Below are 26,182 nucleotides of genomic sequence, written 5' to 3'. Positions count from 1 at the left end.
CCGCGCGCCAGGCGCGCTTTCGCTCATCCGGTTCACCACGCACGGGCGGCGTCGACGCGTCGTCACGCCCGCCCGGCGGCCATTCCTCGCTTTGTCATGCCCTTGTCTTCCGTCCTGCGCGCCGACGGCGCGCGCCTGTCTTCGTCCGTCCCGCTGCAATCCCTCCTCATCCTGGAACTGGCACTGGCCGCGTCCAGCCTCCGGGCGCAGGACGCGCCCACAACGCCCGCACTCCCCACGCCGCCCACCATGCCGACGGCCGATGCCGCCCTCGACGCGGTCACCGTGGACGGCGCCCGCCAGCCGTATCGCACGCTCGTCGTCACCGGCGCGATGAAGACCGACACGCCGGCGCGCGACCTGCCGCAGAGCGTGCGCGTGCTGTCCGGCGCCCTACTGGCCGACGCCGGGGTCACCCGCCTGGACCAGGCGCTGGACCTGGCGAGCGGCATCGCGCGCCAGAGCAACCTCGGCGGCCTGTGGGACAGCTACGCGATGCGCGGCTTCACCGGCGATCCGAATTTCGGCTCGGACTACATGGTCAATGGCTTCACCTCCAGCCGCGGCTACAACGGCCTGCGCGACACGGTGAACACCGCGTCGGTGGAGGTCCTCAAGGGGCCGGCCTCGGCGCTGTACGGCCGGGGCGAGCCGGGCGGCACGGTCAACATCACGACGAAGAAACCCTCGTTCACGCCCGCCTATGCGCTGCAGTTCTCCGCCGGCAGCCACGACCTGTGGCGCGCCAGCGCCGAAGCGGCCGGCCCGCTCGGCGAGCGCGTGGCCTACCGGCTCGGCGTCGCGCGGGAGGGCAGCGCCAGCGACCGCGACCACGTCGAGGCGCGTCGGACGGCGATCTCGCCGTCCTTCCTGTGGATGGTCGGCAACGACACGACGGTCAGCTACGAGCTCGAGGTCGCGCGGCAGAAGGCGACCTTCGATCGCGGCGTCGTCGCGATCGGCGGCCAGTTGGGCCGGGTCCCGCGCCATGCGTTCTACGGCGAGCCGGACGACGGCCCGATCGCGACCGAGAGCGTCGGCCACCAGCTCTTCGTCCAGCACCAGTTCAACGACGACTGGTCGCTGCAGACCGGCCTGAGCTATCGCGAGAGCTCGCTGGCCGGCATCGCGACCGAAGCCCGCTTCGTCCAGCCGGACCAGCGCACGCTGGTGCGCCAGCGCCGCGCGCGGGACTTCTCGGCGAACGACCTGTCGGGCCGCTTCGAGGTGCTCGGCACGGTGCGGGCCGCCGGGCTGCGGCATCACCTGCTGGCCGGCGTCGACGCCTACCGCTTCGTCGACCGCCGGCAGCAGCAGCGCGTGGCCACCTCCACGCCGATCGACCTCTTCGAGCCGGTGTACGGCGCCACGCCGCCGCCGATGGCGCTCAGCGCCTGGACCCGCGAGGCGCAGAAAGCGCATGCCGTCTACGCGCAGGACCAGATCGACCTCGGCGAGCGCTGGAAGCTGCTGCTCGGCCTGCGCCATGATCGCTACGACCAGACGGTGCTCAACCGCCGCAGCGGCATCGCGACCGACCAGTCGCTGGGCGCGACCTCGCCGCGCGCCGGCGTGGTCTACCAGCCCAGCGGGACGGTCTCGCTGTATGCGACCGCGTCGCGGAGCTTCCGCCCCAACAGCGGCGTGAGCCGCGACTACACGTCCTTCCCGGCGGAGCAGGGCCGCTCGCGGGAGATCGGCGCGAAGTACGACGCCGCCGGCGGCGTGTCCGCCACGCTGGCGCTGTACCGCATCGAGAAGAACAACGTGCTGACGCCGGATCCGCTCGCGCCCAACGAGTTCTCGGTCGCCGCGGGCGAGGTGCGCAGCCAGGGCGTTGAACTCGACATCGGCGGCGAGCTGGCGCGCGACTTGCGTCTGTCCTTCGCCTATGCGTTCACCGACGCCCGGGTGACCGAGGACAACAATGCCTTCCTCGTCGGCCGCCAGCTCGCGAACGTGCCCCGTCACAGCGCGAGCCTGCTGCTGGTGCAAGGCTTCGCGATCGGCGGGCAGCGCGCGACGGCCGGCATCGGCCTGAACGTCGCCGGCCGGCGCGAGGGCGCGGTCGCGCCGCTGGCCGCCGCCGACGACTTCGCCCTGCCGGGCTACGCGACGGTGAAGCTGCTGGGCAGCTACCGCATCGACCGGCACTGGCTGCTGTCCGTGGACGTTGACAACCTGTTCGACCGGACCTGGTACGCCAGTTCGTACAGCCAGGTCTGGGTCGCGCCGGGGCAGGGGCGGCGGGTGGTCGCCACGGTCCGCTACGGCTTCTGAGGCGGGCGTTGATGACCACGTTGGCCCCCATGACCACGGTGATCCCGATCATCTCGACGACTCCCGCATCCGCGCCGCGCCCGGCGCGCATCGCCTCGATCGATGCGCTGCGCGGCCTGGTGATGATCGTGATGCTGCTGGATCACGTCCGCGAGACCTTCTACCTGCACCTGCAGGTGAGCGACCCCATGGCGGTGCCGGGCACGCCGCCGGAGCTCTTCTTCTCGCGCCTGGCGGCGCACCTGTGCGCGCCGGTGTTCGTGTTCCTGACCGGGCTGTCGGCCTGGCTCTACGCGAACCCCGATGGCGCACCGCGCCGCGACGTGCGCGCCTTCCTGCTCAAGCGCGGCCTGCTGCTGATCGGCCTGGAACTCACGCTGGTGACCTTCGCCTGGAGCGGGCACTTCCGGGTGATCTATCTCCAGGTGATCTGGGCGATCGGCTTCAGCATGCTGGCGCTGGCCCTGCTGTCGTCGCTGCCGCGCTGGCTGCTGGTGGCGATCGGCCTGGCCATCGTCGGCGGCCACAACGCGCTGGCCGGCGTCGTGGTGCCGCCCGACAGTCCCTGGCACGCGCCATGGACGCTGATGCTGCATCGCGACTGGCTGGTCCCGGAAGGTCTCGTGCGGGTGAGGGTGAGCTATCCGGCGCTGCCTTGGGTGGGCGTGATCCTGCTCGGCTACGCGATGGGGCCGCTGTTCGCGCGGGCGGTGGACGCGGACCGACGACGTCGCGCGCTGCTGGCGATCTCGGCGGCCTGCCTGTCGCTGCTGGCCGTGCTGCGCGGTTTCAACCTCTACGGCGAGAACGCCCCGTGGGTCCGCGGCGCGTCGGCGCTGGAGACCGCGATGTCGTGGCTCAACTTCACGAAGTACCCGCCGTCGCTGGACTTCCTGCTGCTGACCCTGGGCATCGGACTGGCGCTGCTGGCTGTGCTCGAGCGCGCGCGCGGCGCCTTCACGCGGGTGTGCGCGGTCTTCGGCGGCGCGCCGATGTTCTATTACCTGCTCCACCTGTACCTGCTGCTGATCGGGTACCGGGTCGCGCTGGCGCTGCTCGGTCCCAACCAGGGCACGCGGCTGGGCGTCGACGACGGCTGGTTCGCGCTGATCTGGCTGATCTGGCTGGCGCTGATCCCGCTGCTGTACCCGCCGGTGAAGGCCTTCGCAGCCTACAAGCGGCGCAGCCGCCGGGCCTGGGTGAAGTACTTCTGAGGCGCCGGCGCGCCCCTATGATCGGCGCCCATATGGCAGAGACCGAGCGCTTCCCCCGTCCCCGTCGTCGCAAGGGCAGTGGTGCCGTCACGCTGCGCGACGTCGCGCAACTGGCGGGCGTGGCCCCGATCACCGCGTCCCGCGCGCTCAACACGCCGTCCCAGGTCTCGCCCGAGGTGCTGGGACGCGTCACTGAGGCGGTCCGCCAGACCGGCTACGTGCCCAACCTGCTCGCGGGCGCGCTGTCGTCGATGAAGAGCCGCATGGTGGGCGTTGCGGTCCCCACGATCGCCGGCCCGGTTTTCCTCGACACCGTGCAGAGCCTGACCGAGGCGCTGTTCGAGGCCGGCTACCAGGTGCTGCTCGGCCAGACCGGCTACGACAACGCCCGCGAGGACGCCTGGCTGGACGCGATGATCGGCCGCCGGCCCGATGGCCTGGTGCTCACCGGCACCAGTCATTCGGAGCAGGCGCGCACCCGGCTGCGCGCCGCCGGCGTGCCGGTGGTGGAGACCTGGGACCAGAGCGACGATCCGATCGACATGCTGGTGGGCTTCTCCCATGTGGAGGTCGGCCGCAAGGTGGCCGCCTACCTGCACGAGCGCGGCTACCGCCGGCTGGCCGGCGTGGCGGGCAGCGACGAACGCGCGATGCGCCGTTTCCGCGCCTTCCAGGAGCAGGCGAGGGCGCTGGGCGTGGCCGACGTGCCGGTCGCCACCGTCGCCACGCCGACCACGCTGGGCAGCGGTCGCCGTGGCCTGGCGGAACTGCTGGCGCATCCCGACGGCATCGACGCGGTGTTCTGCAGCTCCGATTCGCTGGCGCTGGGCGTGCTCATCGAGGCGCAGGCCCGCGGGCTGCGCGTGCCGCAGGACCTGGCCATCGTCGGCTTCGGCGACCTCGCGCTGGCCCGGGACCTCGAGCCCGCGCTGACGACGGTGCGCATCGATGGTTTCGCGATCGGGCGGCAGGCGGCGCGCTTCATCCTCGATCGCGCCGATGGCCCGGTCGAGCGCCGCGCGATCGACATCGGCTTCGAGCTGGTCCAGCGCGCCAGCGCCTGATCCGCCGGCGCTCCCGCGGGCGTCCGACCCGGTGAAATCCCTCATGAACGCGACCTTGACGTTCATGACGGTACCGATACCATCATCGCCATCAAGAAGATGGTATCGGTACCAATCCGAGGTCGGCGAGGCCCGTGCCGTCATGGATGGAGACAAGCGAGATGACTCTGGTGAAGCGCAGCCGCGTGCGGCTGCTGGGCGCCGCGGCGGCGATGGCGCTCGGCGCGACGATCACGATGACCCCGGCGCTCGCCGCCGATGCCACGAACTGGCCGACGCAACCGGTCAAGCTGATCGTGCCGTTCGCACCCGGCGGCACCTCCGACGTGCTGGCGCGGGAGATCGCCGCGCGGCTGCAGGTGGCGCTCAAGCAGACCGTCGTCGTGGACAACAAGGCCGGCGCGGGCGGCGTGCTGGGCGCGGACAGCGTGGCCAAGGCGGCGCCGGACGGCTACACCGTGCTGCTGGGCACCATCGCCACGCATGCGATCAACCCGGCGCTGATGCCCAAGATGCCCTACAAGGCCGATCGCGACTTCGCGCCGGTGATCCTGCTGGGCAAGATCTCCAACGTGCTGCTGATCGGACCGGGCGCGCAGGCCCGCACGGTCAAGGACATCGTGGCCGCGGCCAAGGCCAAGCCGGGCGACATCACCTTCGCCTCGGCGGGGCAGGGCACCTCGCAGCACTTGTCGGGCGAGGTGTTCCGCCTGATGACGGGCGCCGACCTGACGCATGTCCCCTACAAGGGGAGTGCGCCGGCGATCCAGGACGTCATGGGCGGCCAGGTGCCGATGAGCTTCGAGACCGTGACCGTGGCGCTGCCGCAGATCAAGGCGGGCAAGGTCAAGGCGGTGGCGGTGACCTCGGCCAAGCGCAGCGCGCAGCTGCCCGACGTGCCGACGCTGGCCGAGTCCGGCGTGCCCGGCTTCGACGTGTCGAGCTGGCAGGCGTTGTACCTGCCGGCGGGCACGCCGCCGGCGATCGTCGCCAAGCTCAATGCCGAGGTGCAGAAGATCGTCGCCCAGCCCGAGGTGAAGGCCAAGATGGAATCGCTTGGCCTGGAGTACGCGCCCAACAGCCCGGCCCAGTTCACCGAGTTCCAGAAGGCCGAGCAGGCCCGCTGGGCCAAGGTGATCAAGGACGGCAACGTCAAGCCCGACTGATCGTCAAGCGCCCCCCTCGTCGGGCCGATGCGTCCCCCGCACAGCAAGGGAAAGCACCCGGCGGGGTGCTTGCCGGGCCCCTCCTAGAATGGGCCGCAGACCCTCAGAGGAGACAGCATGGCGACGGCCCGACGCGGCAAGACGGCAACCGGCGGCGAGGACCCCACGCAACCCAAGGGGCCGCGGGTGCTGAAGAAGTACCCCAACCGGCGGCTCTACGACACCCAGACCAGCAGCTACATCACCTTGGCGGACGTCAAGAAGATGGTGCTCGAGGGCGAGGTGTTCGAGGTCCGCGACGCCAAGTCGGGCGAGGAGCTGACGCGCTCCATCCTGCTGCAGATCATCCTGGAGGAGGAGATGGGCGGGATGCCGATGTTCTCGACGCCGCTGCTGGCGCAGATCATCCGCTTCTACGGCCATGCGATGCAGGGGCTGATGGGCGCCTACCTCGAGAAGAATCTGCAGGCCTTCGGCGAGATGCAGGCGCGCTTTGCTGAGCAGAGCAAGGGCGCGGGCTTCGACCCGCAGCTGTGGTCGCAGTTCATGAGCGGCCAGGCGCCGATGATGCAGGGCCTGATGGGCAACTACCTGGAACAGTCCAAGAACCTGTTCCTGCAGATGCAGGAGCAGTTCCAGAGCGCCGGCAACATCTTCCCCGGCATGCCGGGCTTCCCCCCGCAGCCCCCCAAGAAGTAGGGCACGACCGGCGGCGGCCGCGGCGGTTTCGGCGGCGCTACAGCCCGTGCCGCCGATGCCAGTCGGCCAGCGATTCGTCGGGGAAATGGTCGAAGCGCTGGTCGCCCGGCCGGCCCTCGACCTCCACCCAGGCGGCCTTCGAGCCGAGCAGGCCATGCACGTTCTCCGGCGGCGTGGGCAGCGGCGTGTCGATGGCGCTGGCATGCGGGTGGATCAGGTCGGGCCAGTTGTCGTCGTACATCCAGAGCGCGGTGCCGCAGCGGCCGCAGAAGTGGCGCTGGCCGGAGCTTTCCTTGCCGTCGATCACCGCGCGATAGACCCGCAGGTCGCGCTTGCCCTTGAGGAGCTTGAAGGTCCGGTGGTCGGCGCCGATGTTGATCGCGTAGCCGCCGGTGCCGGCGGTCTTGCGGCAGATCGAGCAATAGCAGCGCAGGTAGGGGCAGGGCTCGGTCGATTCGACCGAGAAGCGGACGCGGCCGCAGTGGCAGGAGCCTTCGAGGTGCATGGTGGATCTCCGGGGCGGAATCGGGAGTCGCGGCAAGTCGCATGCCCCGGCGAGGGCGCGGTGCGCGCAGAGGAAATCACGGCTGCCGGCGGCGGCCATGCCCGGCAAGAGGGCCGCTCGCTTACAATGCCGCCCCAGCTCCCAGCCAGGCCCTCCGGCGGAATTCAAATGGAATCAACGACTTACGACCTCTCCGCCGACAAGAAGGCTGCCGCTCCGAAGATCGGCTTCGTCTCCCTGGGCTGCCCCAAGGCGCTCACCGATTCCGAACTGATCCTCACGCAGCTGCGCGCCGAGGGTTACGAGACCTCCAAGACCTTCGCCGGCGCTGACCTCGTCATCGTCAACACCTGCGGCTTCATCGACGATGCCGTGAAGGAGTCGCTGGACACCATCGGCGAGGCGCTGGCCGAGAACGGCAAGGTCATCGTCACCGGCTGCCTCGGCGCCAAGGCCGGCGCGAGCTCCGACAACATGGTCCGCGAGGTGCATCCCAGCGTCCTCGCCGTCACCGGCCCGCATGCGACGCAGGAGGTGATGGACGCCGTCCATACCCACGTCCCCAAGCCGCACGACCCCTTCATCGACCTCGTCCCCGAGGCCCGCGGCGTGGCCGGCATCAAGCTCACGCCCAAGCACTACGCCTACCTGAAGATCTCCGAGGGCTGCAACCACCGCTGCAGCTTCTGCATCATCCCGAGCATGCGCGGCGACCTGGTCTCGCGCCCCATCGGCGACGTGCTCGCCGAGGCCAAGGCGCTGTTCGAATCCGGCGTCAAGGAACTGCTGGTCATCAGCCAGGACACCAGCGCCTACGGCGTCGACATCAAGTACCGCACCGGCTTCTGGGACGGCAAGCCGGTCAAGACCCGCATGTTCGACCTCGTCGCCCAGCTCGGCGAGATCGCCAAGCCCTACGGCGCCTGGGTGCGCCTGCACTACGTCTATCCGTACCCGCACGTCGACGAGGTGCTGCCGATGATGGCCGAGGGCCTCATCCTCCCGTATCTCGACGTCCCGTTCCAGCACGCCCATCCGGATGTGCTCAAGCGCATGAAGCGCCCGGCCAACGGCGAGAAGAACCTCGAGCGCATCCAGCGCTGGCGCGAGATCTGCCCCGAACTGGTGATCCGTTCCACCTTCATCGCCGGCTTCCCCGGCGAGACCGAGGCCGAGTTCCAGTACCTGCTGGACTTCATGCGCGAAGCGCAGATCGACCGCGCCGGCTGCTTCGCCTACTCGCCGATCGAGGGCGCGCCGGCCAACGCGCTGGAAGGCGCGCTGCCCGACGAAGTCCGCGAGGAGCGCCGCGCGCGCTTCATGGCGGTGGCCGAGGAGGTATCCATCGCCAAGCTGCAGCGCCGCATCGGCGCGACGATGCAGGTGCTGGTCGATTCGGCGCCGGCGCTGGGTCGCAAGGGCGGCGTCGGCCGCTCGTATGCCGATGCGCCCGAGATCGACGGCACCGTCCGCCTGCTGCCGCCGGAGAAGGCCAGCAAGCAGCTCCGCGTGGGCGAGTTCACCCGCGCCCGCATCGTCGGCGCCGAGGGGCACGACCTGATCGCGCTGCCGATCTGATCGGCGACGCGCCTGCCGGGCCCGCGCATCGCGGGCGCCTCCGCCGCTCACCCGCCACGCCGGCCTCGTGTCGGCGTTTTCATTGCTGGCTCGTGCTGGCGTTGTCATTGCTGGCGCACGGCCGTCGCGGCTGCCGCAGAATGGCCGTCCCATTCCCAGCGCCAGGAGACTTCGTGAGCAAACGCGGCCCGTCCACCGAGCAGATCCACCACCCGTTCCGCGCGCCCGACGGCTGGGACGCCGTCGCGGTGCCCGTGGCCAAGGCCTCGACGGTGCTCTTCAAGGACACCGCCGAACTGCATCGGCCGCGCGCGCAGGACGGCATCAGCTACCGCTACGGCCTGCCGGGCACGCCCACCACCTACACGCTGGCCGCGCGCATCGCGACGCTGGAGCACGCGCAGCATTGCGTGCTGACGCCCAGCGGCCTGGCCGCGATCACGCTGACCAGCCTGGCCTTCCTCCAGCCCGGCGAGGAGGTGCTGGTGCCGGACAACGTCTATGGCCAGAACCGGCACATCACCACCGGCTTGCTGACGCGGCTCGGCATCACGCATCGCTTCTACGATCCGCTGGACGTCCCGGCGTTCGAGGCGATGCTGTCGCCCCGCACGAAGCTGGTGTGGCTGGAGGCCGCCGGGTCGATCACGCTGGAGTTCCCCGATCTCATCGGCCTGTTGAGCGCCTGCCGTGCCCGCGGCGTGCTCACCGCGCTCGACAACACCTGGGGCGCGGGACTCGCCTTCAATGCGTTCGAGGTGGCGCCGGGCCTCGGCGCCGACCTCAGCATGCAGGCGCTGACCAAGTTCCCGTCCGGCGGCGCGGACCTGCTGATGGGCGCTGTCTGTACGCGGGACGCGGCGCTGCATCGGCAACTGGTGGCGATGCACGAGTACCTGGGCCATGGCGTCGGGCAGAACGATGTCGAGGCGGTGTTGCGCGGCCTGCCGAGCATCGTGCTGCGCTACCGCGCGCAGGACGCCGCGACCCGCGACCTGGCCCGGTGGATGGCCGCGCGCCCGGAGATCGCGCGCGTGCTGCATCCGGCGCTGCCTGATTCGCCAGGTCATGCGCACTGGCGCCAGGTGAGCCCGGAAGCGGCGGGCTGCCTGTTCTCGGCGGTGTTCCGGCCGGACTACGACGCACGGCGCGTCGACGCCTTCGTCGACGCGCTGCGCTGCTTCGGCATCGGTTATTCCTGGGCCGGGCCGATGAGCCTGGCGTTGCCCTACGACCTGAGCCGGAGCCGCTCGCTCGGGCTGCCGTGGACGGCGCAGGAGGGCGGCACGCTGGTGCGCTTCGCCATCGGGCTGGAGGATGTGGAGGATCTGCGTGCCGACCTGGCGCAGGCGTTCGAGGTGCTGAGGGGTTGAACGGCTGAAGGGCAGAGCGGCCGAGCCGCCGAAGAAGCGACGGACCCGGGACGACGGAGCGGCCAGGGCCGCGGCCGCTCAATCCTTGGCCGGGCCCGACACCTTGTGGCGCATCAGGCGGCCCTTCTCGCGCTCCCAGTCGCGCTTCTTCTCGGTCTCGCGCTTGTCGTGCTGGGCCTTGCCCTTGGCCAGCGCGATCTGCGCCTTCACGCGGCCGTTCTTGTAGTGCAGGTCCAGCGGAATCAGCGTGAAGCCGCGCTGCTCCACCTTGCCGATCAGCCGGCGGATGTCGGCCCGGCTCATCAGCAGCTTCTTGGTCCGGTCGGCCTGCGGATGCACATGGGTGGAGGCGGTGCGCAGTGGATTGATGCGGCAGCCGATCAGGAAGAGCTCGCCCTCGCGGATGAGGACGTAGCCGTCCGGCAACTGGACCTGGCCGGCGCGGATCGCCTTGACTTCCCAGCCTTCCAGGACGATGCCGGCCTCGTACTGCTCCTCGATGTGGTACTCGAATCGGGCGCGGCGGTTTTCTGCGATGGACATAGGCGGGGGTGTTCTTCTCGTGCGGCGCACGGCGGGCGTGACAGCCGGATGGCGGCCAGATGGGGGCGATCGGGCCGCCTACAATCCCGCCATTCTAAGAACCGCCATGAAGCACGTCCGGAAGACAGTCCTCCTTTGGTACTCGCCGCGCGAGATGTACGAGCTGGTGACCCAGGTCGAGCGCTATCCGGAGTTCCTGCCGTGGTGCTCGGCGGCCGACATCCTCGAGCGTGACGACCACGGCATGACCGCCCGGCTGTCGCTGCACTATGCCGGCCTGCGCCACGCCTTCACCACCCGCAACACGCACGAGACCGACCAGCGCGTGCGCATGGAACTGGTCGACGGGCCGTTCTCCAAACTCGACGGCGACTGGCGCTTCCTGCCGCTGAACCGCCCCGGCACGCCGCCGGGCAGCGAGCCCAAGGCCTGCAAGGTCGAGTTCGAACTGCGCTACGCGTTCTCGAGCTTCGCGCTCGAGGCGGTCGTCAGCCCGGTGTTCGATCGCATCGCCAACACCTTCGTCGACAGCTTCGTGAAGCGCGCCGAGCAGGTCCATGGACCCCGCTGAACTGTCGGTCGAACTCTTCTGGAGTCCCGTTCGCGGGGAGCTTCGTGAACAGCAACTGCGTCTGCCCGCGGGCAGCACGCTGCGGGATGCCTTGCTGGGTAGCCGGTGGTTCGAGCCTGACCGGATCGAGGCATTGACAGCCGGCATCTGGGGCCGGACCGTGCCGCTGGACACGCCGCTGCGCGAGCGCGACCGCATCGAGGTCTACCGCCCGCTGACCGTTGACCCGAAGGAGGCGCGCCGCCAGCGCTATCAAGCGGCGGGCAGCCGCATCGTGACGCGGCATCGACCGCTGGGCCGCAAGGCCTGACGGAGAGCGGGGAAGCGCCAAGGAGCGCCAAGGAGCGTCGGGAGGCGCGCAGCAAAAAAGGCCGCGTGAGCGGCCTTTCGTCTTACCGGCGGTCACCGGACTTACGTCCGGCTTGCCGCCCGGTGTTGTTTCCCGGACGCGTTCCGGGCCTTACTTGCAGTTCGCGGTGATCACCGTCTGCATCTGGCGGATCTCGTCCTGGCGCATCTGCTCGGTCATCGGCTGCGATTCGCCACCGGCCGTGCCGGAGCGCAGGCGCACGCCGGACTCGAGCATGCGCTGGCGGTTCTGCGCCTGGCGGCAGTTCTCGGCCATCGCCTCGGTGCGGGCCTTGTCCTCCTGCGCCTTGCGCTCACGCTCGACCTTCTCGCGTGAAGACGGCTCGCTGGCGGCCCGGCCCGGCGCGGAGGCGCCGGAGGCCGCGGCCGAAGCCGGCACGCCCGGCGCCGGGGCCACGCGCACGGCATTGGTGGGGCGCTGCAGGATGTCCTTCTCGGCCACGCTCGGCGGCGGCGGACGGTCGCTGTATTGCGTGCGGCCATCGGCATCGCGCCACTTCCATTGGGCGTGCGCGATCGAGGTCAGCGCCATCAGCGCCAGCGCGCACATCACGCCCAGCGGGCGTCGCGGGAGTCGGGGATTCATCATGGGCGTGGAGTGTACTGCCGGGCTTCTCTATAATGCGCCTTTGCGTCTGGAGCTTCCCTCATGCGCCTACTCGGAAAAGCGCTCACCTTCGACGATGTGTTGCTGGTGCCGGCGTTCTCCCAGGTGTTGCCGCGCGACACCAGTCTGGCCACGCAGTTCACGCGTGGCATCCGCCTGAATCTTCCCCTCGTGTCCGCCGCGATGGACACCGTGACCGAAGCGCGACTGGCGATCGCCATCGCCCAGGAAGGCGGCATCGGCATCGTCCACAAGAACCTGACCCCGCAGCAGCAGGCGGCCGAAGTGGCCCGCGTCAAGCGCTACGAGTCCGGCGTGCTCCGCGACCCCATCACGATCACCCCCCAGACCACCGTCCGCCAGGTCAAGCAGCTCAGCGAGCAGCACGGCATCTCCGGCTTCCCGGTGCTGGAGGGCAAGAAGGTCGTCGGCATCGTCACCGGCCGCGATCTGCGCTTCGAGACCCGCATGGACGCGCCGGTCAGCGAGATCATGACCCCGGCCGAACGCCTGATCACCGTCCGGGAGGGCGCCTCGCTCAACGACGGCAAGGCGCTGATGCACAAGCACAAGCTGGAGCGGGTGCTGGTCATCAACGACAGCTTCGAGCTGCGCGGCCTGATGACCGTCAAGGACATCACCAAGCAGACCAACTTCCCCAATGCCGCCCGTGACGACCACGGCAAGCTGCGCGTCGGCGCCGCCGTCGGCGTGGGCGAGGGCACCGAGGAGCGCGTCGAGCTGCTGGTGAAGGCCGGCGTGGACGCGATCGTCGTCGACACGGCGCACGGCCACAGCAGCGGCGTGATCGAGCGCGTGCGCTGGGTCAAGAAGAACTACCCGCAGGTGCAGGTCATCGGCGGCAACATCGCCACCGGCGCCGCGGCGCTGGCGCTGGTGGAAGCCGGCGCGGATGCGGTCAAGGTCGGCATCGGCCCGGGCTCGATCTGCACCACCCGCATCGTGGCGGGCGTCGGCGTGCCGCAGATCGCGGCGATCGATTTCGTCGCGACCGCCCTCAAGGGCACCGGCGTGCCGGCCATCGCCGACGGCGGCATCCGCTACTCGGGCGACATCGCCAAGGCCATCGCCGCCGGCGCGAGCACGGTGATGATGGGCGGCATGTTCGCCGGCACCGAGGAAGCCCCGGGCGAAGTGATCCTGTACCAGGGCCGCAGCTACAAGAGCTACCGCGGCATGGGCTCGATCGGCGCGATGAAGGCCGGCTCGGCGGACCGCTACTTCCAGGAAAACGACGAGACGACCAACCCGAACGCGGACAAGCTGGTGCCGGAAGGCATCGAAGGCCGCGTCCCGTACAAGGGCTCGATGGTCGCGATCGTGCACCAGATGGGCGGCGGGCTGCGGGCCTCGATGGGCTACTGCGGCTGCGCCAGCATCGCCGACATGCACGAGAAGGCCGAGTTCGTCGAGATCACCTCGGCGGGCATCCGTGAGAGCCACGTCCACGACGTGCAGATCACCAAGGAAGCGCCCAACTACCGTCTGGAGTGACGCCCTTGTCCGACCCGGCGCAGCGCGACGGCCCCGACGCCGTCGCAGCCTCGACCACGCATGGCGGCCGCAAGGCCGCCATGTCGTTCATCCTGATCGCGGTGCTGATCGACATGGTGTCGATCGGCCTGATCATCCCGGTGCTGCCGCCGCTGGTCGGAACCTTCACCCAGAACGAGACCCAGCACGCGCTCGCCCAACTGGCGGTGGCCTTCGCCTTCGGTCTCGCGAATTTCTTCGGTTCGCCCATCCTGGGCGGGCTCTCCGACCGCTTCGGCCGCCGCAAGGTGATGCTGGTCGGCTTCAGCGGGCTGGCGCTGAGCTTCTTCGTGACGGCCATGGCGCAGGCGCTGTGGATGCTGGTCGTGGTGCGGCTGTTCTCCGGCGCGATGCAGGCCAATGCGGCCGTCGCCAACGCCTATGTCGCCGACATCACCCCGCCCGCCGATCGCGCCAAGCGCTTCGGGATGCTGGGCGCGGCCTTCGGCATGGGCTTCATCCTGGGGCCGGTGATGGGCGGGCTGCTCGGCGCGATCGACCTGCACCTGCCGTTCTACGTCGCGGGCACGCTGGCGCTGATGAACTGGTTGTATGGCTTCTTCGTGCTGCCGGAATCGCTGGCGCCGGAGCACCGCCGGTCCTTCGACTGGCGCAAGGCCAACCCGTTCGCCGCGCTCGGCCGGCTGCGCAAGCTGCACGGGGTCGGGCCGCTGATCTACGTCATCGCCTGCTCGGGCCTGGCGCAACTGGTGATCCAGACCAGCTGGGTGCTCTACAACCAGCACAAATTCGGCTGGGGCCCGAAGGAGAACGGCCTGTCGCTGTTCGTTGTCGGCCTGGTGGCGGTGCTGGTGCAGGGCGTGCTGCTGCAGCCACTGCTGAGATGGCTGGGGCCGCGCCGGCTGGTGCTGATCGGCCTGACGACCTCGATCGCGACCAACCTGATCTGGGGTCTCTCGACCGAGGCCTGGATGATGGTCGCCGCGATTTTCCTGAACGTCTGCGGCGTGGCTGCCGGTCCGGCGATGCAGGGGGTGATCTCCAATGCCGCCGACGCGCGTACGCAGGGCGAGACCATGGGCGCGGTGGCCGCGATCAACAGCCTGATGGCGGTGATCTCGCCGATCGCCGGCCTGGGCCTGATGGCGCTGGTGGCCGAGCTGCCCAAGACCGACTGGCGCATCGGCGCCCCGTTCTACCTGTGCGCGCTGCTGCAGCTGGCCTCGCTGGCCTTCGCCTGGCGCCACTTCACCGCGGAGCCACCGGCGCAGGCCGCCGCGGCCAAGGCATGAGCGCCGCCGCTCCGTCCGCAATCGAATTCCCAAGCATCGCTAGAAGCTGACCATGCACGACAAAGTCCTCATCCTCGACTTCGGCTCCCAGGTGACCCAGCTGATCGCGCGCCGCGTGCGCGAAGCCCACGTCTACTGCGAGATCCATCCCAACGACGTCAGCGACGATTTCATCCGCTCGTTCGCGCCCAAGGCGATCATCCTGTCGGGCAGCCATGCGTCGACCTACGAGGACCACGAACTGCGCGCGCCGCAGGCGGTGTGGGACCTGGGCGTGCCGGTGCTGGGCATCTGCTACGGCATGCAGACGATGGCGGTGCAGCTCGGCGGCAAGGTCGAGTGGAGCGACCACCGCGAGTTCGGCTACGCCGAGGTCCGCGCGCATGGCCACACCAAGCTGCTGGCCGGCGTCCAGGACTTCTCGACGCCCGAGGGTCACGGGATGCTGAAGGTCTGGATGAGCCACGGCGACAAGGTCACCGCGCTGCCGCCGGGCTTCGTGCTGATGGCCTCGACGCCGAGCTGCCCGATCGCCGGCATGGCGAACGAGGAGAAGGGCTACTACGCGTTCCAGTTCCACCCGGAAGTGACGCACACGGTGCAGGGCGCCGCGATGATCACGCGCTTCGTGCGCGACATCGGCGGCTGCCGCGGCGACTGGATCATGGGCGACTACATCGAGGAAGCCGTCCAGAAGATCCGCGAGCAGGTCGGTGACGAGGAAGTCATCCTGGGTCTGTCCGGCGGCGTGGACTCGTCGGTGGCGGCGGCGCTGATCCACCGCGCGATCGGCGACCAACTGACCTGCGTGTTCGTCGATCACGGCCTGCTGCGCCTGAACGAAGGCGACATGGTCATGGACATGTTCGCGGGCAAGCTGCACGCGAAGGTGATCCGTGTCGATGCGAGCGAGCTGTTCCTCGGCCAACTGGCCGGCGTGACCGACCCGGAGCGCAAGCGCAAGATCATCGGTGGCCTGTTCGTCGACGTGTTCAAGGCCGAGGCGGAGAAGCTCAAGGCCAGCGGTGGCGGCCACAAGGGCGCGACCTTCCTGGCGCAGGGCACGATCTATCCGGACGTGGTGGAGAGTGGCGGCACGAAGACGAAGAAGGCCACGACGATCAAGAGTCACCACAACGTGGGCGGCCTGCCAGAGCAACTGGGCCTGAAGCTGCTGGAGCCGCTGCGCGAGCTGTTCAAGGACGAGGTCCGCGAGCTGGGTGTCGCGCTGGGCCTGCCGCCGGAGATGGTCTATCGCCATCCGTTCCCGGGCCCGGGTCTGGGCGTGCGGATCCTGGGTGAGGTGAAGAAGGAATACGCGGACCTGCTGCGCCGCGCCGACGCGATCTTCATCGAGGAGTTGCGCAACACCCGCGACGAGGCGACGGGCAAGACTTGGTACGAGTTGACCAGCCAGGCCTTCACGGTGTTCCTGCCGGTGAAGAGCGTGGGCGTGATGGGCGACGGCCGGACCTACGACTACGTCGTCGCGCTGCGCGCGGTGCAGACGAGCGACTTCATGACGGCGGACTGGGCGGAGCTGCCCTACAGCCTGCTCAAGCGCTGCTCGGGACGCATCATCAACGAGGTGCGCGGCATCAACCGCGTGACCTACGACGTGTCGAGCAAGCCGCCGGCGACGATCGAATGGGAATGAGCGCTCGACGCTGATGCACAAGGGCCCTTCGGGACACTTGTTCGCTATTGCCGTGGCCAGGTCAATTGGGGGTGATCGAACTGGTCCGAGGTCGGCCAGCGTTGGACGAGCCGAAGGTGTTGATCCTCGGGGAGTTCGCGCAAGGCCCACTTGGCAAGTTCCATCTGCACGATCGTCGGGACGATGCAGCGCTCGGGCTGGCTGAGGGCCGCATCCACCAGGCGGCCGATGTCCGAGTCGACGAACCACTCGATCCAAGCCGATGTGTCGACGACCAACTTCGGCCCTGTAGCTGCTGCGGGTGGGTCAGTAGCGGTCGTTGCGATCACGACATCCCTCCGTGTTCGCGCCCTTGGCGATGCCCCGCAGCTGCTCGAACGTCACCTCGGGACAAATGAAGACGCCGTCGTGGCGTCGCATCAGCATGAGCTTCTGACCGGGCTTCCATTTCAATTCCTCGCGAAGCTCCTTGGGAAGTTCAATGCGGTGGCGGGGGGACAGTTCGGCGATCGGTGCGGGCATGTGGCCTCCATGGCGTCCAGCAGAACGAAGAACGAAAGATTCTTCGCCTTCCGCTCGACGGCATCCACGACCTGGACCCATGTGAATCGACCGCTGCTTGCCGAGAACCAGTGACGGGCCCACTTGCATGGGTGGTTGAACCTCGCGGCGACGGCGGGACGCTATTGCAGCGCTATTGCCGCGTCGTTGCCGTGCTATTGCGCCGTTGGAGCCAGCTGCTTCGCCGTTGACCAGCGATCCCATCGTCCGGTCGGCTCGGACGCTGAAGTGGCACTGCCTGCTGCACTTCCCTTGGCGAACAGCCTGACCAGCGGAAGGTCCCTGAAGTGCGCATCGCAGGTGAGAACTTCTGCGCCAAGCCGCAGCGCAGTGGCGTAGATGACCGCATCCGCAGTGGCGAGCTTGTGCTGCACATTGGCCTGCGCCGCGAGCGCTGCGGTTTCGGAATCGAGCAGTTCGACTTGGCAGTCCTCCAGCGACTGTTCCAGCCGCTCCCGTTCTGCTTCGGTCAGTTCGCGCAGGGCCCATTTGGAGAGCTCCAGCTGCACGATTGTTGGAACGATGCAATGGGCCTTGGCCGGGAGCGCAGCAGCAATTCGCTGTCCCAGGGCGGTCTGGGAAAAGCACTCGATCCAGACCGATGTATCGACCACGGTCGGACTGCGTGGGCCCTCGGGGTGGGCGCTAGTAGCGGTCATTGCGATCACGGTATCCCTCCGTGTTGGCGCCTTTGGCAATCCCGAAGAGTTCCTGCGGCGTGACGTGTGGGCAAATGAAGATGCCGTTGCCTCGGCGGATGAACATCAGCTTCTGCCCCGACTTCCATTTCAAGGAGTCTCGAAGCTCTTTGGGCAGCTCGATGCGGTGGCGAGGAGAAAGTTCTCCGGTGGGTGCGGGCATGTGTCCTCCATGGCGATCAGTGAAGCGGGAAGCGGCCGATTCTTCGCTCCCGGCTCTCTGAGGACTACGACCTTGACGAGTGGTCGCCACGCCGCGACTACCGAAGGTCGAGGTGCTGTCGACGTTGATGAGCAGTTGACGTTCGCCATCGCCATGAACCCATGGCGCGCCGGCCGTTGCTGACACGCGGTGACAGGGCATCTCCCCAGAATCGCACGATCACTTCGACGCTCACGACCCAGGAGGTCCACCATGTCCGACGCCCACCCCGTCTTCGAACTGCGCCAGTACAAGATCGTCAAGGGCGAGCGCGACCGCTTCATGCGGCTGTTCGACGAGGCGTTCGTCGACTCGCAGGAAGCGGTCGGGATGCGGCTGTACGGCCAGTTCGCCGACCTGGACGACCCCGGCCGCTTCGTCTGGATCCGCGGCTTCGACGACATGGCGGCGCGCGAGCGGGCGCTCCACGCGTTCTATTCCGGCCCGGTCTGGCAGGCTCGCCGCGACGAGGCCAACCCGCTGCTCGACGACAACGACAACGTCCTGTTGCTGCGGCCGACGACAAGCGGGCCGGTGCCGGCGCGCATCGACCTGGCACGTGAAGCGGGCCGAGCGGGCAGGGCGGGCGGCGCGCTCGGCGCGGGCAGCGACGGTGGCGCCGGACTCGTGCTGCTCCACCTGTGCTACCTCTGGAAGGATCCCGCCGATCCGGAGGACGGTTTCGCGCGCTTCTTCGAGCACGAGGTCGCGCCGGTGATCGAGGCCGCGGGACTGCCGGTGATCGGCAGCTTCATCCCGGAACGCTCGCCCAACAACTTCCCGCGACTGCCGGTGCGCGAGGGCGAGAAGGTCTTCGTCTGGATGACACGTGCCGCCGATGCGGACGATTGGGCCCTGCGCTGGAGCGCGTGCCGGCATGCGCCGGCCTGGCGCGCGCTGGCACCGCGCTGGCTGGACGCGCAGGAACGGGCACCGCAGATCCTGCGGCTGCGACCGAGCGTCGGCTCGGCCCTGCGCTGAGCCGGATCGACGCACCGCGCCGCGCCCGCTTGGCTATGCTGCCCGCCATTGCCTCGATTTCCGGATCTCCCCATGCGCAGCGCCCTGTCCATCTTGGCCGTCGTGATCGTGCTCAGCATCATCATGCTCACCGCGAAGAAGCAGATGGAAACCATGAAGCCCCGCCCGCCCGCGGCGTCCACCGCGTCCCCGGGCGCGACCGCGCCGTCGGACCTGCCTCAGCCCGAGGCCGTCGGGCGCCAGGTGCAGGACCTCATGAAGCAGGGCGAGCGGCGCGCCTCGGAGGCTGACGCGCGATGACCGTGCATGCGCTCTTCTTCTGCCTGCGGCCCGATCCGGCCACCGCGGCGAGGCTGAGCGCCGTGTCGGTCGACATCGCCCGGCGCTTCGGGCTGCGCGTTCGACCGCCCCGCACCGAGCGCCTGCATGTGACGCTCCACCACCTCGGCTGGTATGACGATGAGACCGACCAGGCCGAAGCGATGGCCGAAGTCCGGCAACTCGCCGAGGACGCCGCCGCGGCGCTGCGGCACGGGCCGGTCCGGGTCGACTTCGACCAGTTGCTGAGCTTCACCCGCAAGCCGCGCAACCTGCCGCTGGTGCTCAGCGGCGGCGCCTGCCTGGACGGCGTGCGCGCGATGCGGGCCGCGCTCGGCGAGCGGCTGCATGCGGCGGGCCTGCGGACCGATCCGCACTTCACGCCGCATCTCACGCTCTTCTACGACGACGTCGCCGTCCAGCCGCAACCCTTCATCGTGCCCGGCTGGACCGCCTCCGAGTTCCTGCTGCTGGACAGCCTGCAGGGACAGTCCACGCACGTGGACCTGGCCCGCTGGCCGCTGGACTGAGCCCGGACCGGGCGTCAGCGGGCCTCGCCGATCGACGGCTCAACCCGCCCGTGGAACTGGCCCCGCTCAGGCCGGGTCGACGATCTCTCGCGCCAGCGCGCGCAGGCTCAGCGGGGCGGAACCTTCCGCATGGTTGGAGATCGTCACGTAGCAGGGCTGGCCGGCCTCGGCGGTGGCGCGCACGACTTTCGCCAGCACGGCTCGGGTCTCCGGATCGGGATCCATGACCTCGGCGTACTCGCCGTACTTCTTCTCCGCGTCCTCATAGCCGAACGGGCCATGGACGCGGTGCAGGTTCCACCGGCAGACCAGCGGCCCGGGCCACATCGCGCGCAGCAGCGGTAGCTGGTCCTGGATCGGGGGCAGCTTCGGATGCAGCCCGAGGCAGTAGCGCGCGCCGGTGTCCTTGAGCACGGCGACGAAGTCCGGCGTGAGCCATTCGGGATCGCGGACCTCCACCGCCACCACCGCCTCCGGCGCCACGTCGCGCAGCGAGGGCAGGGCGGCCAGCATCGCGTGCAGCCGGTCGAGCTGCTCCGGCATCCGGCCCAGCATGGCCAGGGGCAGCGGACTGAGCTGGAACACCAGCGCGCCGATGCGCGCGCCCAGCCCTTGCATTGCGGGTTCGAGGAATTCCTGGACCGCCAGCCGCGGATCGAGGAAGGCCGTGTTGGCCTGGCGGCCGCGGCCGTCCTCGGTCCGCACCTGCGCGTCGGTCACCACGCTCGGCGCCTTGACCGTGAAGCGGAAGTCCTCGGGCACCTGCTGCGCGTAGCGCTCGTACTGGCTGGCCGTCAGCGATTGGTAGAACCCGCGGTCGATGCTGACCGCGCGATGCAGCGGCTGCTGCGCATAGGCGCTCAGGCCGTTGCGCGACAGGGTGGATTCGCCGTGCCGGCCGGCCCAGACGATGCCCTGCCAGCCCGGATAGCTCCACGACGAGGTGCCCAGCCGGATCCGCGGCGACAGCGCGGCGGCGAGGGCAGCCTGCGATTCGTCCACCGGCTGCGGCTGGACGCCGGCGCGGCGGCGTTTCGGCGCGCCGTCGGTGGCGGGCGAGGGCGCGCCTGCGGTGGTCGCGCCGCTGGTGTCGTCCGGATCGTCCGGATCGTCTGCATCGCCCGCGTCGGCGCGGTCGTCGCTGTCGGCGCCGCGCGCCTGCCGCCCGGTCGTCAATGGCCGCGCGCCGGGGGCGGGCGCTGGCGGCAGCAGCTCGCCGAAGAGATCGTCCTGATGGCCGGGGAACTCCTGTTGCATGGGCCGGCAGCATAGCGGGCACGGCTACACTGCCGCGCGAGCTTCGCCATGTCCATCGAGCCTTCCTCCCTCCTCCCCGCCGACGAGTATGCGATGCGGCTCGCCCTCGACCAGGCGCAGAACGCCTGGCTGGTGGGCGAGGTGCCCGTGGGCGCCGTCATCATGCGCGCCGGCCAGGTGATCGCGACCGGCTACAACCGCCCGATCACCACCCACGACCCGACCGCGCATGCCGAGATCGTGGCGCTGCGCCATGCCGCGCAGCTGCTGGGCAACTACCGGCTGCCCGAGTGCGAGCTCTACGTGACGCTCGAGCCCTGCGCGATGTGCGCGATGGCGATGATGCATGCGCGGCTCAAGCGCGTGGTCTTCGCCGCGCCGGATCCCAAGACCGGCGTGGCCGGCTCGGTGCTGGACCTGTTCGGGCAGAAGCAGCTCAACCACCACACCGCGCTGCAGGGCGGCGTGCTGGCCGAGGCCTCCGCCAAGCTGCTGCGCGAGTTCTTCGCCGAGCGCCGCGAGGCGGCGCGCCAGCTGCGCGAGACGCGTCGCCAGGCGGCCGCCGAGCGGGCCATCGAAGCCGGCGCCGCCGTGGATGCCGACGGCCTGCCCGCCTTGACCGCGCTGCCCGAGGTGCAGGAGTTCCCGGTGATCCCGGTGGGCGACGCGCAATACCTTTCCCCGAATTCCGATCCTCCGCAGGACGACCCGCAGCGATGAGCTCCCTGATCCTCTACACCCCCTCCGGCATCCTGGCGCAGGCGCAGCCGCTCAAGCGCGCGGCCAAGCGGCTGGCGGCGCTCGGCTTCGACGTGAGCATCGACGAGGCCGCGCTGGCGAAGCACCAGCGCTTCGCCGGCGACGACGACACGCGGCTGGCCGCGCTGCACCGCGTCGCCGAGGCGGGGCCGTCGGTGGCGCTGGCCACGCGCGGCGGCTACGGCCTGACGCGGCTGCTCGACCGCATCGACTGGGCGTTGATGGCGCGCAGCGTGGAGCGCGGCACCCGCTGGGTCGGCCTCAGCGACGTCACCGCGCTGCAGCTGGCGCTGCTGGCCCACACCAAGCAGACGAGCTGGGCCGGTCCGATCGCCTGCGACGACTTCGGCCGTGCCGAGGCCGATGGCGGCGTCGACGAGATCACCCGCGACTGCTTCCTCGAGGCGATGGACGGCTCGCTCGAGGCCATCGGCTTCCGCACCGAGGCGGGCCTGGACGGCGTCGAGGCGCGCGGCACGCTGTGGGGCGGCAACCTGGCGGTGCTGTGCTCGCTGCTGGGCACGCCGCACTTCCCGAAGATCAAGGGCGGCATCCTCTTCCTGGAGGACGTCAACGAGCATCCCTACCGCGTCGAGCGCATGCTGCTGCAACTCTGGCAGGCGGGCGTGCTGGACGCGCAGAAGGCGGTGATCCTGGGCAGCTTCAGCGGCTGGAAGAAGTCGCCGCTGGATCGCGGCTACTCGATGAAGAGCTGCGTGCAGGCGCTGCGCGAGCGCGTCAAGGTGCCTGTCCTCACCGGGCTGCCCTTCGGCCATGTGCCGACCAAGGTGTGCCTGCCCGTGGGCGCGAAGGCCGAGATGATGGTCGAGGGCCGCGACGTGATCGTGGCCTGGGGCCATGTCGGCCATGGACACGATCATCACGAGCCGCACGCTCACGCTCACGATCACCCCGGCCACGATCACGACCACCACGGTCACGACCACTGACCGACGTCACGGGCGCCGCGCGAGCGGGGCCGCTATGATCCGCCCCGGCAGCGGCCCGCCTCCACGAGGGGCGCGGCCTTGGCAACAATCTGGCAATGCCGCATCCCCAGGATGCGGCGTTTGCTTTTGGGAAGGATGACGATGTCGTCGGGGCTGTGGAACGCGTCGCTGCACGCGGCTGAGGGCTGGCGTGCGGCGTGGGCCCGGTTCGTGGCGATCCGCCGCCTGGGCGGCGCGGGGGCGATGGCGGCGGCGGTGTGCGCCGCGTCGCTGCTGGCCGCGTGCAACAACAGTCCCTATCCGGCCGGCGCGGCCAAGGACAACACCCTCTACCTGTCCTTCGACGAGCGTTCGCCGCGCTACCTGGATCCGACCGCGTCCTACACCGCGCCCGAGTCGGTCTACACCTACCAGATCACCGAGCCGCTCTACGGCTACCACTACCTGAAGCGGCCCTACACGCTGATCCCGCGCGTCGCGGCGGCGGTGGTCAAGCCGTACTACCTGGATGCGCAGGGCCGGCGCCTGCCCGAGGACGCGCCCGCCGACCAGATCGCGCAGAGCGTCTACGACGTGCCCATCCGGCCCGGCGTCCTGTACGCGCCCAGCCCGGCATTCGCCAAGGACGAGCAGGGCCACTACCGCTACCACCACCTGACGGCGAAAGAGCTCGGCGACAAGCGCTCGCCCTGGCAGTTCGAGCACCAGGGCACCCGGGAGCTCGAGGCCGCGGACTTCGTCTACGCGCTCAAGCGCCACGCGACCACCCGCATCGAGGCGCCGATCTTCGGCCTGTTCTCCGAGCACGTGCTCGGCCTGAAGGCCTACGGCGCGCTGATCCGCGAGGAGAACGCGAAGCTGCTCAAGGGCCTGCCGGAGAGCACGCCCGACAAGCCCTTCCTGGACTTCCGCAAGTGGCCGCTGGAAGGCGCCGAGGCGGTGGACAAGCACCTGCTGCGCGTGCGCATCAAGGGCAAGTACCCGCAGTGGTCCTACTGGATGTCGACGACCTTCATGGCGCCGATCCCCTGGGAGGCGGACCTGTTCTACGCCCAGCCCGGCATGGCCGAGCACGGCCTGTCCTGGAACCAGTGGCCGGTGGGCACCGGGCCTTACATGATGACGACCTACGAGCAGGATCGCCGTCATGTGATGTCGCGCAATCCGAATTACCGCAAGGACGATCTCTACCCCTGCGAGGGCATGCCCGACGACGGTCCCGCGGGCCGCCTGGCCGACTGCGGCAAGCCCATGCCCTTCATCGACAAGATCGTCGCCACGCTGATCAAGGAGCGGGTGCCGCGCAAGGAGATGTTCAAGCAGGGCTACCTGGACCTCCCCGACCTGGAACGCGGCGACTGGGGCGTCGAGTTCTACGCCGACGCCAGCGACTCCGCCGAGACCGAAGCCTTCTTCCGCCAGCGCGGCTTCGCCTTCCCGCGCTCGACCGATCCCAACAACTGGTACCTGGGCTTCAACATGCTCGATCCGGTGATCGGCAAGGGCGGGACGCCGGAGGAAGAGGAGCGCCACCGCAAGCTGCGCCAGGCGCTGTCGATCGCGATCGACTGGGAGGAGGGCTACGGCCGCATCTTCAAGAACCGCGGCGGCGTGACGGCCTACGGACCGGTGCCGCCGGGCGTGTTCGGTTCGCGCGAGGCGCAGCCGGGCTTCTTCAATCCGGTCACGCACCGGCTGGTCAATGGCAAGGTCGAGCGCCGTCCGCTCGAGGACGCGAAGCAGCTGCTGGCCGAGGCCGGCTACCCCGATGGCCGCGACGCGAAGACCGGTCAGCCGCTGGTGCTCAACTACGACTTCATGCGCACCGTCACGCCCGAGGTGAAGGCCGAGAACGACTGGCTGGTGAAGCAGTTCGCCAAGCTGGGCGTCCAGCTCGACGTGCGCGCCACCGACTACAACCAGTTCCAGGAGAAGGTCCGCCAGGGCAAGCACCAGGTCTTCTGGTGGGGCTGGTTCGCCGACTACCCGGACGCGGAGAACTTCCTGTTCCTGCTCTACGGGCCCAACAGCAAGTCGCTGCATGAAGGCGAGAACTCGGCCAACTACGAGAGCGCCGAATTCGACCGGCTCTTCAAGCAGGTGCAGGTCCTCGACGACGGCCCGCAGAAGCAGCAGGTGATCGACCGCATGGTGCAGATCGCCCAGCAGGACGCGCCCTGGGCCTTCGGCTACTGGGCCTGGACCGGGCAGGCGTACCAGCACTGGGTCTACAACGGCAAACCCAGCATCGTGATCCGCGATCCGGTGCGCTACTACCGCATCGATCCGCAAGAGCGCGCCCAGCGCCAGGGCGAATGGAACCGGCCGGTCTGGTGGCCGCTGCTGGTGCTGGTGGTGGGTTTCGCCGCCATCGTCTGGATGACGCGCCGCAGCTTCCGCAAGCGCGAAACCGCGACCGCGCGCGGCACCGCCGCGCCGCTGGCCGCCAACGACGCCCTGAGCGCCCCCCGGGGAGCCGACTGATGTTCAAGTACCTGACTCGTCGCCTGGCCTACGGGCTGGCCATCCTGGTGGGCGTCAACCTGCTGACCTTCTTCCTGTTCTTCACCGTCAACACGCCGGACGACATGGCGCGGCTGAACATCGGCGGCAAGCGCGTCTCGCAGGAACAGATCGACAAGTGGAAGGCCGAGCGCGGCTACGACAAGCCGCTGTACTGGGACGCCTCGCGCAGCGGCACCGCGCAGCTGACCCACACCGTGTTCTGGGAGCGCTCGGTCTCGCTGATGCTGCTGGAGTTCGGCCGCTCCGATGCGCGCCAGGCCGTCGACATCGGCCATGAGATCAAGACCCGCATGGGCGTGAGCCTGCAGCTGGCGGTGCCGATCTTCGTGCTGCAGCTGATCGTGAGCGTGGCCTTCGCGCTGCTGCTGACCTTCTTCCGCAACTCGCGCATCGACTTCTGGGGCGTCGTGCTGTGCGTGCTGATGCTGTCGATCTCCAGCCTTTTCTACATCATCGTCGGGCAGTTCTTCTTCTCGCGGGTGCTGCGCCTGGTGCCGATCAACGGCTATGAACCGGGCCTGGACGCGCTCAAGTTCCTGGCGCTGCCGATCGCGCTGTCGCTGCTGTCGCGGCTGGGCGGCGAGGCCCGCCTGTACCGCGCGATGCTGCTCGAGGAGGTCGGCAAGGACTATGTCCGCACCGCCCGCGCCAAGGGCTTGTCGGAGCCTGTCGTGCTGATGCGCCATGTGCTGCGCAACGCGCTGATCCCGATCATCACCAGCGCCGGCGCCTACCTGCCTTACGTCTTCCTGGGCAGCCTGGTGTTCGAGAGCTTCTTCGGCATCCCGGGCCTGGGCGCCTTCGTCATCGACGCGATCACCGGCCAGGACTTCGCCATCGTGCGCACCATGGTGTTCCTCGGCGCGCTGCTCTACATCGCGAGCAACGCGCTGATCGACGTGGTCTACACCTGGGTCGACCCGCGCGTGCGGCTGACCTGACGCGGCCTCGCGCCGATCCGACAAGA

General features: G+C 69.3%; 27 protein-coding genes. 19 read left to right on the top strand and 8 right to left on the bottom strand.

Annotation, left to right across the window (positions count from 1 at the left end; genetic code table 11):
• The first annotated feature begins 96 nt into the window (after nucleotides 1-96).
• From ACTJKJ_RS15370 to phaR, 5 genes are all read left to right on the top strand, one after another.
• Nucleotides 97-2,280: a TonB-dependent siderophore receptor gene (locus tag ACTJKJ_RS15370; RefSeq protein WP_440820979.1), complete on the top strand. Its 2,184-nt coding sequence runs from the start codon at nucleotides 97-99 to the stop codon at nucleotides 2,278-2,280.
• Between the two features lie 29 nt (nucleotides 2,281-2,309).
• A complete protein-coding gene (locus ACTJKJ_RS15365; protein ID WP_440821022.1) occupies nucleotides 2,310-3,494 on the top strand; it encodes a DUF1624 domain-containing protein in 1,185 nt (394 codons plus the stop codon).
• A 32-nt stretch (nucleotides 3,495-3,526) separates the two neighbouring features.
• Nucleotides 3,527-4,558, top strand: a complete 1,032-nt coding sequence (locus ACTJKJ_RS15360) for a LacI family DNA-binding transcriptional regulator (RefSeq protein WP_297383739.1) — start codon at nucleotides 3,527-3,529, stop codon at nucleotides 4,556-4,558.
• A gap of 161 nt (nucleotides 4,559-4,719) precedes the next feature.
• Nucleotides 4,720-5,724, top strand: coding sequence for a tripartite tricarboxylate transporter substrate binding protein (locus ACTJKJ_RS15355; protein ID WP_255511639.1), 1,005 nt, complete (start codon nucleotides 4,720-4,722; stop codon nucleotides 5,722-5,724).
• Between the two features lie 117 nt (nucleotides 5,725-5,841).
• Nucleotides 5,842-6,423, top strand: coding sequence for a polyhydroxyalkanoate synthesis repressor PhaR (gene phaR, locus ACTJKJ_RS15350; RefSeq protein WP_147240086.1), 582 nt, complete (start codon nucleotides 5,842-5,844; stop codon nucleotides 6,421-6,423).
• Between the two features lie 37 nt (nucleotides 6,424-6,460).
• Here the strand turns inward: phaR and ACTJKJ_RS15345 are convergent, their stop codons facing one another.
• A complete protein-coding gene (locus ACTJKJ_RS15345; RefSeq protein WP_297383734.1) occupies nucleotides 6,461-6,928 on the bottom strand; it encodes a GFA family protein in 468 nt (155 codons plus the stop codon).
• A 168-nt stretch (nucleotides 6,929-7,096) separates the two neighbouring features.
• On the opposite strand from ACTJKJ_RS15345, the gene rimO reads away from it, so the two are divergent.
• Both rimO and ACTJKJ_RS15335 read left to right on the top strand, forming a co-directional pair.
• Complete coding sequence (gene rimO / locus ACTJKJ_RS15340) at nucleotides 7,097-8,506, top strand: 30S ribosomal protein S12 methylthiotransferase RimO (protein ID WP_297383732.1); 1,410 nt, start codon at nucleotides 7,097-7,099, stop codon at nucleotides 8,504-8,506.
• Nucleotides 8,507-8,679: 173 nt separating this feature from the next.
• A complete protein-coding gene (locus tag ACTJKJ_RS15335) occupies nucleotides 8,680-9,879 on the top strand; it encodes a PLP-dependent transferase (RefSeq protein WP_297383730.1) in 1,200 nt (399 codons plus the stop codon).
• A 78-nt stretch (nucleotides 9,880-9,957) separates the two neighbouring features.
• Here the strand turns inward: ACTJKJ_RS15335 and smpB are convergent, their stop codons facing one another.
• Nucleotides 9,958-10,422 (bottom strand): SsrA-binding protein SmpB, encoded by a 465-nt coding sequence (gene smpB / locus ACTJKJ_RS15330; RefSeq protein ID WP_091732110.1) that lies wholly within the window; start codon nucleotides 10,420-10,422, stop codon nucleotides 9,958-9,960.
• A 106-nt stretch (nucleotides 10,423-10,528) separates the two neighbouring features.
• Between smpB and ACTJKJ_RS15325 the strand changes: the two genes are divergently transcribed.
• A complete protein-coding gene (locus ACTJKJ_RS15325) occupies nucleotides 10,529-10,993 on the top strand; it encodes a type II toxin-antitoxin system RatA family toxin (protein WP_091732114.1) in 465 nt (154 codons plus the stop codon).
• Nucleotides 10,980-11,303 (top strand): RnfH family protein, encoded by a 324-nt coding sequence (locus ACTJKJ_RS15320; protein WP_297383726.1) that lies wholly within the window; start codon nucleotides 10,980-10,982, stop codon nucleotides 11,301-11,303. The genes ACTJKJ_RS15325 and ACTJKJ_RS15320 overlap by 14 nt, the downstream gene beginning before the upstream one ends.
• A gap of 150 nt (nucleotides 11,304-11,453) precedes the next feature.
• Here ACTJKJ_RS15320 and ACTJKJ_RS15315 read toward each other — a convergent pair whose 3' ends face one another.
• On the bottom strand, nucleotides 11,454-11,948 hold the full coding sequence (locus ACTJKJ_RS15315; RefSeq protein WP_175538448.1) for a DUF4124 domain-containing protein: 495 nt from the start codon (nucleotides 11,946-11,948) through the stop codon (nucleotides 11,454-11,456).
• Between the two features lie 63 nt (nucleotides 11,949-12,011).
• On the opposite strand from ACTJKJ_RS15315, the gene guaB reads away from it, so the two are divergent.
• The 3 genes from guaB to guaA are packed head-to-tail and all read left to right on the top strand — an operon-like array spanning nucleotide 12,012 to nucleotide 16,433.
• Nucleotides 12,012-13,484, top strand: coding sequence for an IMP dehydrogenase (gene guaB / locus ACTJKJ_RS15310; RefSeq protein ID WP_440820978.1), 1,473 nt, complete (start codon nucleotides 12,012-12,014; stop codon nucleotides 13,482-13,484).
• Nucleotides 13,481-14,776, top strand: a complete 1,296-nt coding sequence (locus ACTJKJ_RS15305; protein WP_409072698.1) for an MFS transporter — start codon at nucleotides 13,481-13,483, stop codon at nucleotides 14,774-14,776. The genes guaB and ACTJKJ_RS15305 overlap by 4 nt, the downstream gene beginning before the upstream one ends.
• Before the next feature lie 52 nt (nucleotides 14,777-14,828).
• Nucleotides 14,829-16,433: a glutamine-hydrolyzing GMP synthase gene (gene guaA / locus ACTJKJ_RS15300; RefSeq protein WP_091732129.1), complete on the top strand. Its 1,605-nt coding sequence runs from the start codon at nucleotides 14,829-14,831 to the stop codon at nucleotides 16,431-16,433.
• A gap of 44 nt (nucleotides 16,434-16,477) precedes the next feature.
• Here guaA and ACTJKJ_RS15295 read toward each other — a convergent pair whose 3' ends face one another.
• From ACTJKJ_RS15295 to ACTJKJ_RS15280, 4 genes are all read right to left on the bottom strand, one after another.
• On the bottom strand, nucleotides 16,478-16,762 hold the full coding sequence (locus tag ACTJKJ_RS15295) for a PIN domain-containing protein (RefSeq protein WP_297383719.1): 285 nt from the start codon (nucleotides 16,760-16,762) through the stop codon (nucleotides 16,478-16,480).
• Entirely contained in the window at nucleotides 16,740-16,955 is a 216-nt protein-coding gene (locus ACTJKJ_RS15290; protein WP_297383717.1) for an AbrB/MazE/SpoVT family DNA-binding domain-containing protein, read from the bottom strand. The genes ACTJKJ_RS15295 and ACTJKJ_RS15290 overlap by 23 nt, the downstream gene beginning before the upstream one ends.
• Nucleotides 16,956-17,149: 194 nt before the next feature.
• Complete coding sequence (locus ACTJKJ_RS15285; protein ID WP_297384046.1) at nucleotides 17,150-17,653, bottom strand: type II toxin-antitoxin system VapC family toxin; 504 nt, start codon at nucleotides 17,651-17,653, stop codon at nucleotides 17,150-17,152.
• A complete protein-coding gene (locus ACTJKJ_RS15280) occupies nucleotides 17,640-17,855 on the bottom strand; it encodes an AbrB/MazE/SpoVT family DNA-binding domain-containing protein (protein WP_141225424.1) in 216 nt (71 codons plus the stop codon). Before ACTJKJ_RS15280 ends, ACTJKJ_RS15285 begins: the two co-directional genes overlap by 14 nt.
• A gap of 252 nt (nucleotides 17,856-18,107) precedes the next feature.
• Between ACTJKJ_RS15280 and ACTJKJ_RS15275 the strand changes: the two genes are divergently transcribed.
• The 3 genes from ACTJKJ_RS15275 to ACTJKJ_RS15265 all read left to right on the top strand — a co-directional run bounded on the left by ACTJKJ_RS15275 (nucleotide 18,108) and on the right by ACTJKJ_RS15265 (nucleotide 19,723).
• Nucleotides 18,108-18,875, top strand: coding sequence for an NIPSNAP family protein (locus ACTJKJ_RS15275; protein ID WP_297383715.1), 768 nt, complete (start codon nucleotides 18,108-18,110; stop codon nucleotides 18,873-18,875).
• Between the two features lie 72 nt (nucleotides 18,876-18,947).
• Nucleotides 18,948-19,175, top strand: a complete 228-nt coding sequence (locus ACTJKJ_RS15270) for a hypothetical protein (RefSeq protein WP_297383713.1) — start codon at nucleotides 18,948-18,950, stop codon at nucleotides 19,173-19,175.
• Nucleotides 19,172-19,723, top strand: a complete 552-nt coding sequence (locus tag ACTJKJ_RS15265) for a 2'-5' RNA ligase family protein (RefSeq protein ID WP_440820977.1) — start codon at nucleotides 19,172-19,174, stop codon at nucleotides 19,721-19,723. The genes ACTJKJ_RS15270 and ACTJKJ_RS15265 overlap by 4 nt, the downstream gene beginning before the upstream one ends.
• A gap of 66 nt (nucleotides 19,724-19,789) precedes the next feature.
• Here ACTJKJ_RS15265 and ACTJKJ_RS15260 read toward each other — a convergent pair whose 3' ends face one another.
• Nucleotides 19,790-20,980 carry a DUF72 domain-containing protein gene (locus ACTJKJ_RS15260; RefSeq protein ID WP_440820976.1) on the bottom strand — a complete coding sequence of 397 codons (1,191 nt, stop codon included), beginning with the start codon at nucleotides 20,978-20,980 and terminating at the stop codon, nucleotides 19,790-19,792.
• A gap of 48 nt (nucleotides 20,981-21,028) precedes the next feature.
• On the opposite strand from ACTJKJ_RS15260, the gene tadA reads away from it, so the two are divergent.
• The 4 genes from tadA to ACTJKJ_RS15240 all read left to right on the top strand — a co-directional run bounded on the left by tadA (nucleotide 21,029) and on the right by ACTJKJ_RS15240 (nucleotide 26,156).
• Nucleotides 21,029-21,700 carry a tRNA adenosine(34) deaminase TadA gene (tadA, locus tag ACTJKJ_RS15255; protein WP_091732151.1) on the top strand — a complete coding sequence of 224 codons (672 nt, stop codon included), beginning with the start codon at nucleotides 21,029-21,031 and terminating at the stop codon, nucleotides 21,698-21,700.
• A complete protein-coding gene (locus ACTJKJ_RS15250) occupies nucleotides 21,697-22,689 on the top strand; it encodes an LD-carboxypeptidase (RefSeq protein WP_440820975.1) in 993 nt (330 codons plus the stop codon). The genes tadA and ACTJKJ_RS15250 overlap by 4 nt, the downstream gene beginning before the upstream one ends.
• Before the next feature lie 243 nt (nucleotides 22,690-22,932).
• Nucleotides 22,933-25,173 carry an ABC transporter substrate-binding protein gene (locus ACTJKJ_RS15245; protein ID WP_440821021.1) on the top strand — a complete coding sequence of 747 codons (2,241 nt, stop codon included), beginning with the start codon at nucleotides 22,933-22,935 and terminating at the stop codon, nucleotides 25,171-25,173.
• Nucleotides 25,173-26,156, top strand: coding sequence for an ABC transporter permease (locus ACTJKJ_RS15240; RefSeq protein ID WP_147240069.1), 984 nt, complete (start codon nucleotides 25,173-25,175; stop codon nucleotides 26,154-26,156). Before ACTJKJ_RS15245 ends, ACTJKJ_RS15240 begins: the two co-directional genes overlap by 1 nt.
• The last annotated feature ends 26 nt before the right edge of the window (nucleotides 26,157-26,182 follow it).

The organism is Roseateles sp. 22389 (genome assembly GCF_052044995.1).
GTDB lineage: Bacteria > Pseudomonadota > Gammaproteobacteria > Burkholderiales > Burkholderiaceae_C > Roseateles.
Note: the sequence above shows the minus strand (reverse complement) of the source record. Positions and strands in the feature narration are given on the sequence as shown.